Origin of the sequence: Arthrobacter sp. H14, assembly GCF_000520495.1 — a bacterium.
Lineage (GTDB): Bacteria > Actinomycetota > Actinomycetes > Actinomycetales > Micrococcaceae > Arthrobacter_C.
This window is the reverse complement of sequence record NZ_KI914666.1, coordinates 1-13,321: the sequence shown is the minus strand read 5'-3', so window position 1 is coordinate 13,321 and position 13,321 is coordinate 1. Positions and strand designations below refer to the sequence as shown.

At 58.5% G+C, this 13,321-nt stretch carries 11 protein-coding genes, 1 tRNA gene and 1 pseudogene; 4 read left to right on the top strand and 9 right to left on the bottom strand.

Going from position 1 to position 13,321, the window contains the following annotated elements:
- Positions 1-50: 50 nt before the first annotated feature.
- Both Y707_RS0114625 and Y707_RS0114620 read right to left on the bottom strand, forming a co-directional pair.
- Positions 51-1,217, bottom strand: a complete 1,167-nt coding sequence (locus Y707_RS0114625) for an ABC transporter substrate-binding protein (RefSeq protein WP_026535636.1) — start codon at positions 1,215-1,217, stop codon at positions 51-53.
- A 205-nt stretch (positions 1,218-1,422) separates the two neighbouring features.
- Positions 1,423-2,460 (bottom strand): NAD-dependent epimerase/dehydratase family protein, encoded by a 1,038-nt coding sequence (locus tag Y707_RS0114620; protein ID WP_026535635.1) that lies wholly within the window; start codon positions 2,458-2,460, stop codon positions 1,423-1,425.
- A gap of 101 nt (positions 2,461-2,561) precedes the next feature.
- Here Y707_RS0114620 and Y707_RS0114615 point away from each other — a divergent pair, with 101 nt between their 5' ends.
- The gene (locus tag Y707_RS0114615) at positions 2,562-3,011 is read left to right on the top strand and encodes a globin (protein ID WP_026535634.1); all 450 of its coding nucleotides are present in this window, start codon (positions 2,562-2,564) and stop codon (positions 3,009-3,011) included.
- A 64-nt stretch (positions 3,012-3,075) separates the two neighbouring features.
- Here Y707_RS0114615 and Y707_RS0114610 read toward each other — a convergent pair whose 3' ends face one another.
- Together Y707_RS0114610 and Y707_RS0114605 are read right to left on the bottom strand one after the other, a co-directional pair.
- The gene (locus Y707_RS0114610; protein ID WP_035781849.1) at positions 3,076-3,759 is read right to left on the bottom strand and encodes a DUF8185 domain-containing protein; all 684 of its coding nucleotides are present in this window, start codon (positions 3,757-3,759) and stop codon (positions 3,076-3,078) included.
- 7 nt (positions 3,760-3,766) lie between these two features.
- Positions 3,767-4,264, bottom strand: a complete 498-nt coding sequence (locus Y707_RS0114605) for an acyl-CoA thioesterase (RefSeq protein WP_026535632.1) — start codon at positions 4,262-4,264, stop codon at positions 3,767-3,769.
- A gap of 133 nt (positions 4,265-4,397) precedes the next feature.
- Between Y707_RS0114605 and Y707_RS0114600 the strand changes: the two genes are divergently transcribed.
- Positions 4,398-5,300, top strand: coding sequence for an acyl-CoA thioesterase (locus Y707_RS0114600; protein ID WP_026535631.1), 903 nt, complete (start codon positions 4,398-4,400; stop codon positions 5,298-5,300).
- A gap of 106 nt (positions 5,301-5,406) precedes the next feature.
- Here the strand turns inward: Y707_RS0114600 and ettA are convergent, their stop codons facing one another.
- The 3 genes and pseudogenes from ettA to Y707_RS29100 form a co-directional block, all read right to left on the bottom strand.
- Complete coding sequence (ettA, locus tag Y707_RS0114595) at positions 5,407-7,089, bottom strand: energy-dependent translational throttle protein EttA (RefSeq protein WP_026535630.1); 1,683 nt, start codon at positions 7,087-7,089, stop codon at positions 5,407-5,409.
- Between the two features lie 114 nt (positions 7,090-7,203).
- Positions 7,204-7,446, bottom strand: a pseudogene (locus Y707_RS26330) (DUF6993 domain-containing protein); the annotation flags it as partial.
- Between the two features lie 396 nt (positions 7,447-7,842).
- Complete coding sequence (locus Y707_RS29100; RefSeq protein WP_051442054.1) at positions 7,843-8,439, bottom strand: single-stranded DNA-binding protein; 597 nt, start codon at positions 8,437-8,439, stop codon at positions 7,843-7,845.
- 311 nt (positions 8,440-8,750) lie between these two features.
- Between Y707_RS29100 and Y707_RS0114580 the strand changes: the two genes are divergently transcribed.
- Positions 8,751-8,826 (top strand) — tRNA-Arg (locus tag Y707_RS0114580).
- Between the two features lie 384 nt (positions 8,827-9,210).
- Here the strand turns inward: Y707_RS0114580 and Y707_RS0114575 are convergent.
- Together Y707_RS0114575 and Y707_RS0114565 are read right to left on the bottom strand one after the other, a co-directional pair.
- A complete protein-coding gene (locus Y707_RS0114575; protein WP_081744896.1) occupies positions 9,211-11,013 on the bottom strand; it encodes a glycosyltransferase in 1,803 nt (600 codons plus the stop codon).
- 291 nt (positions 11,014-11,304) lie between these two features.
- Positions 11,305-12,522 carry a hypothetical protein gene (locus Y707_RS0114565; RefSeq protein ID WP_026535626.1) on the bottom strand — a complete coding sequence of 406 codons (1,218 nt, stop codon included), beginning with the start codon at positions 12,520-12,522 and terminating at the stop codon, positions 11,305-11,307.
- Between the two features lie 610 nt (positions 12,523-13,132).
- Here Y707_RS0114565 and Y707_RS32215 point away from each other — a divergent pair.
- Positions 13,133-13,321 (top strand): hypothetical protein (locus Y707_RS32215; protein WP_035781845.1); only part of this gene is annotated, 189 nt, incomplete at its 3' end.

Genomic DNA, 13,321 nt, shown 5'->3' with positions numbered 1-13,321 from the left:
CGGTCCGGCGCACGGCTTTGTTCCGTGGTGATGAACCCCGGATAGCGGTCCTAGTCGAGGATCGTGAACTTGCCGTTCTCGACAACCTGTACCAGAGCCTCATGCTCGGCGTCGCGGTTCTCGTTCAGGGTGACCTCGCCCAATACGGTCGGGACGTCCTCGATGTTGCCCAGGTTCTTCTTGATATCCTCACGTTCACCGGAGCATCCTGCCCGGACTGCGTGGTCGATAACCTGCATGCCCGCATAGGCCTGCGCAGCGAACTGGTCAGGCTGGCCGTCATAGGCCGCTGTGTAGTCCTCGAGGAACTTCGTGTTCTGCGGATTGTCCGAGGCGGAGTTCCAAGCCGCACCCACAATCACGCCTTCGGCTGCCTTGCCCGCGCTCTCAATCAGCGCCGGCGAGTTGAAGCCGTTGCCGCCGATGATGGGAAGGTCGATGCCGATGTCGCGGGCCTGCGTGACCAGCGGGACCGCAGCCTCGATGAGACCTGAGACGACGATCGCGTCCGCGTCGGTGCCCTTGACCTGGTCAAGCAGTGCACGGAAGTCCGTGTCCGACTTGGAGAAGGTCAATGTCTCGACAATCTCGACGTTGTTCTCCTCAAGGGCGGCAACGAAGGCCTGATAGCCGGACTCGGTGAAGGCGTCGTCGTTGCTGTACATCACAACGACCTTCTCCAGTCCAAGACTCTCCTTGGCCGCCTCGACAGTCTGCGGGATCACTGCTTCCTCGGTAAGCGAGACACGGAAAATGTAGTCACCGATCTCGGTAATGCCCGACGCCGTGTTGGAAACACCCATTACCGGAGTCTGGTTCTCCTGCGCCACGGGATCTGTCTGCTTGGCCGTGTTGGAAAGGGTCGGGCCGACGATGATGCTCGCGCCGTCGTTGATGAAGCCCTCGAACAGCTGGATCGCCTGCTGGGGATCGGTCTGCGAGTCCTCGACGGTGAGGTCATAGGTGACGCCGCCAGCCTTGTTCAGGTTCTTCACAGCCAGTCCAAGAGCGTTCTTCTGGCCCTGTCCGTACTGAGCGGCTGCACCGGTGAGACCGAACGTCGCCGCGATGGGGACTTCGGCATCAATGGTGCATTCGGCGCCTGTTCCGGAGCCGGTCAGCGCGACGTCTTCGGACTCTGAGGAAGAGCCACAGGCGGTCAGCGCGAGGAGCAGAGCTGATCCGCAGGCGGTGGCAGAAAGAAATTTACGTCCCAATGAGGTTCTCCTTGGTAAGGCACGAGTGTTTGCGCAACAACGCACGGTTGGTGGTTCCGCCGCGGGAGATTCACTCCACCGCTGTGCGGTTCAGACCCCATCCGATCGACTGCGGAACCAGCGTAAATTTACCATACTGTGGAACAGGTCACGTTCAACCACACGCGGGACAGGTGGGCATTCAACGATGCACTGTGGCAGCGCCTCAGATCTCGTATTCGAGTCCGTCGTGCTCCGGTCCCCCGGCCAGCTGGCGCCGCCATCGCTCCACCAACAACTGCTCGGTGACCGCTGACAATCCTGACTTCCGCTCGCGGCCCAGCCCCCGGCGCCGTTCAACTTCAAGGATGTCCACCAGGATGTCCACCACCGGCCGGCGGACCAGTCCACGTCTGACCGCCGCTTCTGCCGAACGCGCGGCGAATCCCTCGTACCCCTCCGGGAGCAAGTGCGGCAGGGAATGTTCACCGGACCAATAGGCGACGTCGTTGTCCACCAGCCAGGCCGGATCCGCCCAGATGGTCGGCGCGGTCGACTCCGCCAGTTCCTGGCACAACCGGATCAGGCGTCCGAACGATATGCCCTCCCCGAGCGCGTTCAACGTTCCGGTGACACCGTTCTCGGCGGCGGTCAGGATCCACCCCGCCAGATCACGGACATCGATGGTCTGGGTTGGCGCATCCGGAATGTTGGGCACGAGAACGGGCTCATTATCGCGGGCGAATCTTGCCGGCCAGTAGCCGAAGCGGTCACTGCCGTCGCCTGGACCTCCGATCAGCCCGGGCCTGCAGACATGGAGCCGGCCCTCCAACGCGCTGGTGCAGATTTGCTCGCAAGTGACCTTCGCCTGACCGTACTTCGAGCCCTCAACCTCGGTGTCGTCCCGGCTTTCGAGGGCGGGCTGGAGTGCGGCGGATTCGTCCTCCCCGGGCGTGCTGTTGTCCGCATAAACGGAACAGCTGGACACGTAGGTCCAATGCTTCGCCCGCGGCGCGAGGGCTTCGACGGCCTGCCGCACGTGGGTTGGCTGCCAGGAAACGTCGACGACGGCGTCCCACTCCCCTTCCAGCCCGGCATAGCTTCGCGGACCGTCATTCCGGTCGCCGCGCACAAATTCGGCCCCGGCAGACGGTTGGGATTCTGTTCCACGGGCAAGGCAGGTGACCTGGTGGCCCCGGTCCAGCGCCTGCTGGGCGATTTCAGCGGACAGGAAGACGGTTCCGCCGAGTACGAGAATACGCATAGGAACAGCCTACGGCGGTAGGGTGGAATTTAGCCCCCATCCGACAAAGAGAAGTTTGCATGACTGAGCAAAACCCAGGACCATCCGGCGAACCAGGCCCGATGCCGATCCCCTCCCGTTTCGGCGAGCCGCTGGCCAAACTGACACCTGTTGGTCCGAAGTTTGACCAACCTGCCTATACGGATAATTTCTACGAGGCCGTCGGCGGGCATGAAACATTCGTAAAGTTGGTCGACGTCTTCTATGAAGGCGTTGCCGCCGACGAGCTCCTTCGGCCGATGTATCCGGAGGAGGATTTGGAGCCAGCCAAGGAGCGGTTGCGCATGTTCCTTGAGCAGTATTGGGGAGGGCCCAAAACCTACGGCGAAACGCGTGGCCATCCCCGGCTGCGCATGCGGCACATGCCTTTCCAGGTCACACCGGAAGCACGCGACCGGTGGCTGAAGCACATGCGCGACGCCGTCGACACGCTCGAGCTTTCCCCGCTGCATGAATCAACGCTTTGGGACTACCTCGAGCGTGCCGCACATTCTATGGTCAACAGCGCCTGATCCGGTCAGGCCGTGCCCCCGGGAAGTGCTGCGCATCCGGAAAGGATCCCCGAACCGGCGCGGCTTAGAAAGTCACCGCGGGCCGGACCAGGACGTGTCCGCCTGCACTGCTGAGCCGAAGCCAGCGGTCGTGCCCGAAGACCTGCACCGGCTGATCGGCGTGCAGGAAACCCAGACCGTAGGCGGCGAAGGCTGCGCCTGCCGGGACATCAGTGTCCCGGATGGAACGACCCCACACTGCTCCACGGGCGTTGTTCACGATCAGCGCCCCGGGATTGACCGGAACGATCTCAGCCACTTCCTGGATACCGGACTTCGCAATGTCGATCAGTTCCTGACCGGGAAGATCCGTGAGGTTCGACCAGCCGGACCTCGGCGGACTCACCCCTGACCAGCTATGGTTCACGGTCATCGGCGGAACGGACAGTTCAACACTCGATTCGGTTCCTGTCCGACGATCTTCCAGGCGTGCCAGCCGGTCGGAAACGGCGCCCAAGGGCACCGTGACGTCAAGTTCGGCGGGCTCCGCCAGACCCATCGTCCGCAGCCCGAGGATGGTCGGAGTGGACTCTCCCAACAGCTTTGGTTGCATCATGCAAACGTATGCAGCAAGGACCTGGCCTGCCGCTTGGAGCCGGATCCCGCCGTCGTCCACGGCTCTGGCCCGGGTAACATACGTACGCAGATCGGCCGCGACCTGGGCATCGGCGAGCAGCAGCGCCGCGGTGGCGCCGTCGTCGTTCTTCATGCAGCCCTTAGGAAGACTTGGGCCGGCGGCGGAAATTAACCGGATCTCCGGACCATTCCTGCAATGCATGACGTTGGGCGTCGGTCAACCGGATGGGCTTGCCCGTCTCCTTGCTCACCAGGACCATTCCGGACGTGGCTTGTGCATAAACCTTGGCGCCGTCCTGCTCCGCGACCGAATAACCGAACTCGAAGCTTGACCCGCCCATATGGGTGACCCAAATATTCACGTAAACCGGAACCGGCCGGAAACTCAGCGGTTCCAGATACTCGATTTCGTGCCGGCCAACCAACGCGAAGTTTCCCTTGCCGACCAAATCGTAGAAGGTGTCCTCCTCGGCAGCTCCCTCGCCGGCGGCAGCGCCGAGCGATCTGTGGATCAGCTGCACGCGGGCATCCTGCAGGTAGGTCAGGAAGGTGACGTTGTTAACGTGACCATAGGAGTCGATGTCGTCAAAGCGGATCTGTATCGGGAACTGTAAGCCCGGATGTTTCTTGGATTCCATCTCCTTATACTCTCAAATGCCTGTACCAAGCACGAACCGCGGTGTTGGCAGTTGAGGGCGGGCATGTCCAAGCTCTACAGTCGAGGTATCCGTGCGCGACGTGCCGCGGGAGATCGATCGCGAGGAGCGCACCTTGACGAAGACCGCCAACACCGGCATACCGCAGAAGCAGGATCCGACGAAGGCGCTGATCGAACTGCTGAACCTGAGCGAGGCGGACGGCGCGCAAACGGACGAGGAAATCTTCGTCGGAGTCTCGCTCCCCCAGCCGCGGTCCCGGGTGTTCGGTGGCCAGGTCCTGGCCCAAGCGCTGGCCGCTGCTATCCGCACTGTGGAGGACAACCGACCGGTACATTCCATGCACGGCTATTTTCTCCGCCCGGGCGACGCCGACCGGCCAATTACCTTTGGCGTGCAGCGGTTGCGGGACGGCCGGTCCTTTTCTGCCCGCCGCGCTCATGCTTACCAGGACGGCGTGCCGATCCTGTCGATGATTGCTTCCTTCCAGGTTCCGGATGATGGGATTAACCATCAGGATCCGATGCCGGAAGGCGTTCCGGATCCGGAGGAGGTGCCCAGTACAGCGGACCTGTTGGGAGGCCTGGACCATCCAGTTGCGCAGCACTGGGCCTACGAACGCCCCTTTGACGTCCGGCATATCGAATCCAGCATCTACCTGAAGGTCGACGGCGAACGGACCGCACACAACGCGGTATGGATGAAGACGCTTGGGCCGCTGCCCGACGATCCTGATCTGCACCGGGCGGCATTGGCCTACGCCAGCGATTACACCCTGCTGGAGCCAGTACTTCGCCGGCACGGTCTGAGTTGGATCACCGAGGGAATGAGCGTCGCGTCCCTCGATCATGCAATGTGGTGGCACCGCCCCGCCCGCGTGGATGAATGGCTGCTCTACGTCCAGGACTCCCCCAACGCTTCGGGCTCACGCGGCCTGGCGTTTGGCCGGATCTTCAATCAGGCCGGCCATTTGGTCGCCTCGGTGGCCCAGGAGGGCATGGTCCGGATTCCCAAGTAATCGCGGAGGGGAATTCGCCGAGCTGAAAAGCGCGAACGAATGAGGAGAGGCTTCCGACGGAAGCCTCCCCTCATTGCTCAGGAGCTAAGCCAGCTCTGCAGGGTCCTTAACCACGGGTCAGGCGGCGGTGTGTCACCCGGTGTGGTTTAGCAGCGTCAGGGCCCAATCGTTCAATCTTGTTCTGCTCATAGGACTCGAAGTTCCCCTCGAACCAGTACCAGTTGCCCGGGTTCTCATCTGTACCTTCCCAGGCGAGAATGTGGGTGACCACCCGGTCCAGGAACCACCGGTCGTGAGATGTGACCACGGCACAACCGGGGAACTCCAGCAACGCGTTCTCCAGACTTCCCAACGTCTCAACGTCCAGGTCGTTAGTCGGTTCGTCGAGAAGCAGCAGGTTACCGCCCTGTTTCAACGTCAGCGCGAGATTCAACCTGTTGCGCTCACCACCCGAGAGGATGCCGGCCTTTTTCTGCTGGTCCGGACCCTTGAAACCAAAGGCGGAAACGTAGGCCCTTGAGGGCATTTCCACCCTACCGACCTGAATGTAGTCGTGCCCGCCGGAGACAACTTCCCAGAGGTTCTTTTCCGGATCAATTGCGCTGCGGGACTGGTCCACGTAGGCAATCTCAACGGAATCCCCAACCTTCAGTTCGCCGTCATCAAGCTCCTCGCGGCCAACTATCGTATTGAACAAAGTGGTCTTGCCGACGCCGTTCGGACCAATAACGCCAACGATGCCGTTCCGTGGGAGGGAGAAGCTGAGTCCGTCGATCAGCACACGGTCGCCGAATCCCTTCTCGAGATCCTTGGCTTCGATAACCAGATTCCCGAGTCGTGGGCCGGGTGGAATCTGGATCTCCTCGAAGTCCAGCTTCTTGGTGCGCTCGGCTTCGGCCGCCATCTCCTCGTAGCGTCCCAGACGAGCCTTCGACTTCGTCTGTCTGCCCTTCGCATTTGAGCGGACCCACTCGAGCTCATCGGCCAGGCGCTTGGCCATCTTCATGTCCTTCTTGCCTTGGACCTCTAGACGGGCTCGCTTCTTCTCGAGGTAGGTCGAGTAGTTGCCCTCGTATGGGTACAGGTGCCCACGGTCGACTTCGGCGATCCACTGGGCCACATGGTCGAGGAAGTACCGGTCGTGGGTGACGGCGAGGACGGCGCCCGCGTAGGTGGCGAGATGGTTTTCCAACCAGAGGACACTTTCAGCGTCAAGGTGGTTAGTGGGTTCGTCGAGCAGCAGCAGGTCTGGCTTCTGCAGCAGCAACTTGCACAACGCCACCCGACGGCGCTCTCCGCCGGAAAGGTTCGAGACGTCTGCCTCAGGCGGCGGGCAACGCAAGGCATCCATCGCCTGTTCAAGCTGTGAATCGAGATCCCAGGCATCAGCGGCGTCAATCGCTTCCTGGAGTTTCCCCATCTCGTCCAGGAGTTTCTCGTAGTCCGCATCCGGGTCGGACATTTCCTCGGAGATCGCGTTGAACCGGTCCAGCTTCGCCTTTATTTCGCCAACGCCTTCTTCGACGTTGCCGAGAACCGTCTTTTCCTCATTCAGAGGGGGTTCCTGGAGAAGGATTCCGACCGTGTAACCGGGGCTCAACCTGGCTTCGCCGTTGGAGGGCGTGTCCAGCCCAGCCATGATCTTCAGGATGGTCGACTTACCCGCGCCATTGGGGCCGACCACGCCGATCTTGGCTCCGGGGTAAAAGGACATGCTTACGTCGTCGAGAATAACTTTGTCGCCAACGGCCTTGCGGGCCTTGGTCATCGTGTAGATAAATTCCGCCATGCCCCCAAGGCTAATCTGTCACAGGTCAGAACTCATATTCGTCCAACCTTGTCCAGCCGTCGACGGGTCCCTCCGGCCAAGCGCTCTGTTCATGGATAGAATGCCGATCCCGGCTCAGCGTTGGTCTCCCACGAAGCAGAATCCTGTCTCCAGGACAGGCAGTACTGCCAGCGTAACCGAACCGCCTCTCAGCTGTGCAACCACACACTCGTCCTCGACGTGGACAGCTGCTTCAATCGCTTCCACTTCCAGCCCCGTCGGCGTGCGCGTAATTGACACTTCGGTCTTCTCTGCAGGAAACCCTGCCGATTCGAGTGTGGACCGCACGCGGTCTCTCGTTGGTTCGGAGGAATCCGCCGTGAGCTCCGTGACGGAGAGTTCAACCGTCTCGCGGACACTCTCCGTGCGGCTCCCGTCGCTTGAACCAGTCTTCGAATCCGCATCGCCTCCGGCGCCTTCGACTGCCGGGCATCCGCGGAAGCATCAGCACCACTTCCTGCAGTGGGAGGCGCCGCCGAAGTTACGGGGACCGTTGCTTTGGTTTTATCAGTACCATTTGCGTCGTCTGCACCACTGCGCACGCGGCCAAGGACAAAGCCAGTGATGTGCTTAGCAACAGCACTGCCGGCTTTCGGCGCCTTGCTCCGGCGGGACACGGATATTCCATAGAGTCACCTTATCGAACCGGATAGTCGACTCGGCGCCTCCTCCCCGGCGGGCCACCCCGGGGCGGCCGGACCGGACCTTCGGGCCTCAGGCCACGAAGGCACTATCCTTTTCCACCGCGTCATCATTTTCCTGCCCTTCGGCCGCGTCGTCCCCAACAGAAGTACTCCAAGCACCGTCGGCCGGGTTTCCGGAGCCGGATGCTTCTTCTGCCGCATCTGGTGCTCCGTCAGGTAGTTCTCCGGTCTCCATATTCAATCCGGGATGCCCACCCTCGACGCCGCCATTTTGGTTCTGTTGGGAATTCCAGGGTGCAGGGTCGTCTTTGCTGATCCGCTTGAACTTGCTCAGGCCCCACATCAGATCATGTCCCACCGTTTCAGCATCGATATCAGCAGTCGTTCCGGTCCGGCCGTCAGGCAGGGACCAGTTGCGGATTTTCAACCGCCCGGTGACGATGACCTTCTCGCCCTTTTGGACGCTGAATGCCACGTTCTTGGCCAATGCCCGGAAGCAGGCGACAGAAAACCAGTTGGTATCTCCGTCCTCCCAGGTCTTCTCCTCGCGGTTATAGCGACGTTCCGTTGCGCCCATGCGGAAACTGGCGACTGGATCCCCACTGTGGGTCTTGTCTTCGCGGACCCCGGAGGCCACAAAGCCACGTACCGTGATTAATTCACTCATTGCTTTTCCCTTCGTTCCTGCAGCGATCTGCTACTGAATCCAGCTTCGGCGTGAAGTGGCAGGCGGGAAAGAGCACAAACGTCAACTGTGTATAACCAAGGGGCAGAACGTGGACTGTGGAGGAGCAGTCTGATCTGTGAATCGGGAAGTTTGAACCGTGTCTTCCCGTGAGCTGGGCTGCTGCTAAGAGTCGTACAGAGTGCAGGAACCCCAAGCGAGTTGAGACTGGGCGCAATGCCGAAATGAACCGACGGTGACAAAGTTGATAAAGTAATTTTCGGATGTCTGACTGATGCGGAGGAGATCCATCTGCCTCGGTAGCTCAGCGGATAGAGCAGGAGCCTTCTAATCTCTTGGTCGTGGGTTCGATTCCCGCCCGGGGCACCATTGTTATGGTGAGCCGCGCCATCGTTCACGGATGAATCGAGTCGTGGGTAACACTCGCTCTTTAGGCCTATGCATTTGCGTGGATCAGCAGTGCGCGTTTACAAAGCGGTGAGTCTACTGGGGATTTCTCCGATGCGTATTTCTGTGATCAAGGCGGGTTACCCCAGCGATTTCGGCAGTGGAGGCCTCATGAACCTGTGCCGTCGAAACGACATCCGAAGTATGTCCGCGAGCATCACCGAATTCAGCCAGAAATTCTGGGATGAGCTGTGTCGGGGAAGTTACTGACCCGTTCAAAATGTTTGCGGCGGTGTAAGTCCGAGCTAAGTGTGCCGGCGGGCGAGTGACTATCGCGGACCCAGTCCGTTACTCCAACGCCAAACGTTAGTTCGCCTGGACACCGACATTCTTTAGGGATAGGGCGCCATGGATGGTTGCATAGAGTTTCAAGGGGCCTCGCTGTTGTACTGTATCCAGGCTGAACGCGACTCGCCGCGGACTTTCCTCAGGCGTGAACTGAACATAGACGTCAAAAATGTCCTTGTGGCTGCTTGGTGGGATATTCAACTGCCAAAGTCGCTCGTTTAGCACCCCTTCGATGACCGGGGTGTTTGCTCCTCTTCTTTTTATAAGCATGCGAGATCCCGCGGGCACAGCTGCATCTGCTTGCAACACTAATGTTTCACCGCTCCACCAAGCGTCACTGACTATCCTATTGTCCCGTGACCTAATGGCGTCGCCACGATGCGGTATGCCGCCAAGGACTTCCACCCACTTTGAGGTGAACCCTTTCCTGCCGAATTTGTTCATTGTCATCTGAGCGTTCATGCCAAGGAGGGCACGAAGGCTCGGATCGCTCATAATTTCCAAGACCTTTTTCGCGAGTGTGTCCGAATCCCCAAACGCTGCCAGAAAACCATTCTCGCCATCGTCAATCACGTCTCTCGGTCCATAATTGGCGTCATAGGCTACGACCGGCACACCATGGCTCATGCTCTCCAGCAGTACGAGCCCGAAACCCTCAGATGCGGAAGTCATAAGCGTAACGCAGGCCCCGTCATAGATCTCACCTGGATGGCTCGTAAACGGGACAAAGCGCACCCTTGGGTTAAGGCCCAGTTCGTCAATCAGACTGACAACTTTAGCTTCTTCCGCGTCGGCGTATCCAAACCCGAAAATCTCTAAAAATGCCTCCGGGTTCCCATTAAGTACTTTTCGGAACGTCCGGATCGCTTCGTCGACTCGCTTTTTTGGATGTGTGCGAGCAACGAGCACGACACGATTTGGGTTAGTGATCTTCGGAACAATGTCATAGGTAGGTGCTGAATGAGTGATGACCTCGATCTTTTCCGGATGTCCGAATTCATTCGCCAGATCTTCTTTTTGCGCTTCCGTTAGCACCACCAAAGAATCTATGTCATCAATATTACGGAGCAGTCGCTGCCACGTTGCGCTTACGCCAGAACCGGGAACATACGGGGGCTTTAAGTGATTGCTATGCGCCACAGCAACCTTCCGCAGTCGCGGGTGGCGAAGGAGCCGAACGACGTCATCAAGGTTTTCTGATGGCAAGTTATTGAGAGTTTCACGAAACTCAGAAGTTATTACCGGACTCTGCTCGAGCGCCAACACCTTTTCGAATGCGTATTGGTAAAGCAATCCCATACTGTCGAAGTTCAATTGGTGTTCACCGTAAACGGTGCTGGACAACCACTTGGAGGACTCTGGCGATTGATGGATCTGCAAGAAACAGCGACCGCTATCACCGATGTAGTACTGGAATATTTCGCCTGCCCCATCTTCGGGATAATCCAGTACGCGGACCAGCTGCGCATTGGCATTCATCTGGTCGCGGCGTGCGAGACGACCGCTCTTTGCAAAGTAGTCAACGGATCGAACGAGACCCTGCTTGTCGAAGCGCGTCGTTTTCTCAAATTTCTGGTGGCGCGTCTCATCGATGAGTCGGTCAAAGGCCGGAGAAGCTATATGCGAAAGTCCCGCGCTCCATTCATCAAGGGCATACAGGATACTCCGGACGTTGACGTCCGGATGAAGATGACCGGATGCTTTGAGATCGTTCACGTTCTGTTCAATACGCGGCTGGAATCCCAGCACATCGATCCATACTTCGTGGAAGGCTTTTTCCGCAGCGAGAGAACTGGCACGTTCTCGTACTGCTTTGACCAACCCGCCTCTCCTAAGTGCCAGACTGTTTACGGTGAAGTGCAATGTCGGTTTGGGACCAACGGAACTATCAGACAACGTCAATAACCCTTCTCATTGAGCCGCTCAAACAAACGCTCTCCAGCCCGCCCGGACTGGTAGTCACGTGCAACTTGAACGCGCAGATCACCGGTACTAAACGCCGCGTTCCTTCACTCAATAACCGAACCAATGGCGCCCCGCTCAATGACCCACGATTCTTTCTCAGGCCACGCATTGCCAACGGCTGTGTCTCATATTTCTGCATACTAGCCATTACGATGTCGGTTTCGAACGGCCAGTCCTAACTTTGTGAGTGAGTCGAATCTTCAACGCTTTTATAAGGTCATGTGTTGTGAAGTTCGCCGCTGCACGGACCGCGGGCAAGCTATTATCAGATACTTTGACGTCAGACTTTGAAGTGGATACGTCATGTTTGAGTGCTGCGGTGAACAGTCCCATCATCGCTTCTACCGCGGCATCCATGGGTACGCTATCGACCGCAGGTTGCGAGCCGCGGATGGAACGAGAGGACTCATGCAGTGTTTCTAAGTTACCCACCACACGAACTCCACTCGCTTCAATGCGGTCGGCGACTTCATGTCCTCGCGCGGCAGCCACTTCGGCAGCCCAATCGGGTACGAGGATGCGGTCTTCGTCTTCTCCCGGCACCCTGTTTGTGAGCAAGGACTTTACAGCGCCTCTCTGTATGAGATTCCGATGATCAGTCCACGAAACGTTTTTACCCTTTATTTGGGTGTTGAGACGTTGAAGTAACTCCGCCTCCGGGAGCGACATGGACCTATTTGAGGTGAACCCGCCGCTCTGGGTGCTTAGGAAGTCACGGGGTAGACCAAGCAAATCTTCAAAGGAGTGCCCTAACAATTTTGGACGACTCTTATCGACGAGGATTACAGTGACGTTTTGCTTGCCGACTATCGAAGCCCAGCGTTCAACAATACCGCCTTGGTTCCCAATACTGTCGGGAACGCTCGACGACGTTTTTGTTGATGATGGGTCCAGGACGCGCTGCAGCCAGGCTTCAAACGGCTGGGCATTGCCGATTTTCTTGCTCTGTTGCCATACGGATGCCAAGGTAGAGGCATAGTTCCTAAGTGTGATTACGACGTGGATAGGTTCGCCGAGGTTGCTGGCAAATCGTTCGACTGAGGCGTCGCCAGCCTCACAAGCAAACTCATGACTGATCCAAATGCGGTTGCTTTGATCAGCCTCGACTTCACTCATCATTGAATTCCAGTGCTTTTCTGGGGGAACAGCACCATCCCAGCCGATTCGCTTTCCCATCAAGGCGGCGATTGCCAACCTGTGGTTCATTCCAACCCCGGGATAGCGTACGCCCGCAGCCAGTAGTGTTTCGCGCTTGCTACTGACTGTCGTCTGCATTGCCGTCGTACCCGTTTTCGGCAAGCCGATATAGAACAGGCGGGATCGCTCGGGAAGTAGCAACGACTCTCGTGAGGACTGCTCGGTCAAAAGCTTCTCCATTCATCGCAGGCACTGTTAGCTTGGCGAATACTGCATTTGAAGTCTCACTTGAGGAACTATGCATTTCGGCCATAGGGCGGCTCACACCCACCTATTCGAAAGCAACACTACCAAGCTATGTCCATGGAGATCAGTAGGGGGTAACCAAGCCAGGCTCAATCCCCGGTTTCATCCGCCAGGGAGGGACACGCCTGCAAACGGTATCTCGTGCACCCTCGATAACCGGCAGAGGCGGGGCGCGATTAACGGCACAAGATTCCCCAAAATGGTTGAGTGGCCGAGGCGACCTCGACATCTGCCAGAATGTACGCAGGTATATTTCTATGACAGTAAGACGAGTGCCTGGCACCAACTACGACAGTGAGTCAACGTGATCAAACCTGCCAACCTAACTAATACGTCGGTAAGGCGCTCTGTGAAGCGCGTTCGTCAGTTGGTTTCCGGTTGGCAGGACCCCACTCCGATTGGTCCGGTGCGACGCTCGCTGGACGCTTACCAGCAAGGCAGCGTAATCAAGCTGCGCTTTCGTCTCCGACGGGATGTAAAGCCCTGCGCTCTATGGGGGCGTTATCAGGGAAAGCATTGGATACGGATCACCGTGCCTACTCCCGACGACGATCCTGCATCCAGCGATAAAAATGGGCAGGGCTATAGGGCCGAAATCGATCTCGAATCAGTTTGCCAAGCGGCTGATGAGCTTTTCCGGGAAGTCGCTGAGGACAAAGAGCGGGCGAATATCAGCCTCACGGATGGGTCCCCTTCCGATCACACGCATACCTTGTCCTTA

What these genes read in the sequence shown, in the direction of transcription:
- Y707_RS0114620 (WP_026535635.1), bottom strand. Translation starts at nt 2,460, where the DNA reads ATGCGTATTCTCGTACTCGGCGGAACCGTCTTCCTGTCCGCTGAAATC.
- Y707_RS0114615 (WP_026535634.1), top strand. Translation starts at nt 2,562, where the DNA reads ATGCCGATCCCCTCCCGTTTCGGCGAGCCGCTGGCCAAACTGACACCT.
- Y707_RS0114610 (WP_035781849.1), bottom strand. Translation starts at nt 3,759, where the DNA reads ATGAAGAACGACGACGGCGCCACCGCGGCGCTGCTGCTCGCCGATGCC.
- Y707_RS0114605 (WP_026535632.1), bottom strand. Translation starts at nt 4,264, where the DNA reads ATGGAATCCAAGAAACATCCGGGCTTACAGTTCCCGATACAGATCCGC.
- ettA (WP_026535630.1), bottom strand. Translation starts at nt 7,089, where the DNA reads ATGGCGGAATTTATCTACACGATGACCAAGGCCCGCAAGGCCGTTGGC.
- Y707_RS29100 (WP_051442054.1), bottom strand. Translation starts at nt 8,439, where the DNA reads ATGAGTGAATTAATCACGGTACGTGGCTTTGTGGCCTCCGGGGTCCGC.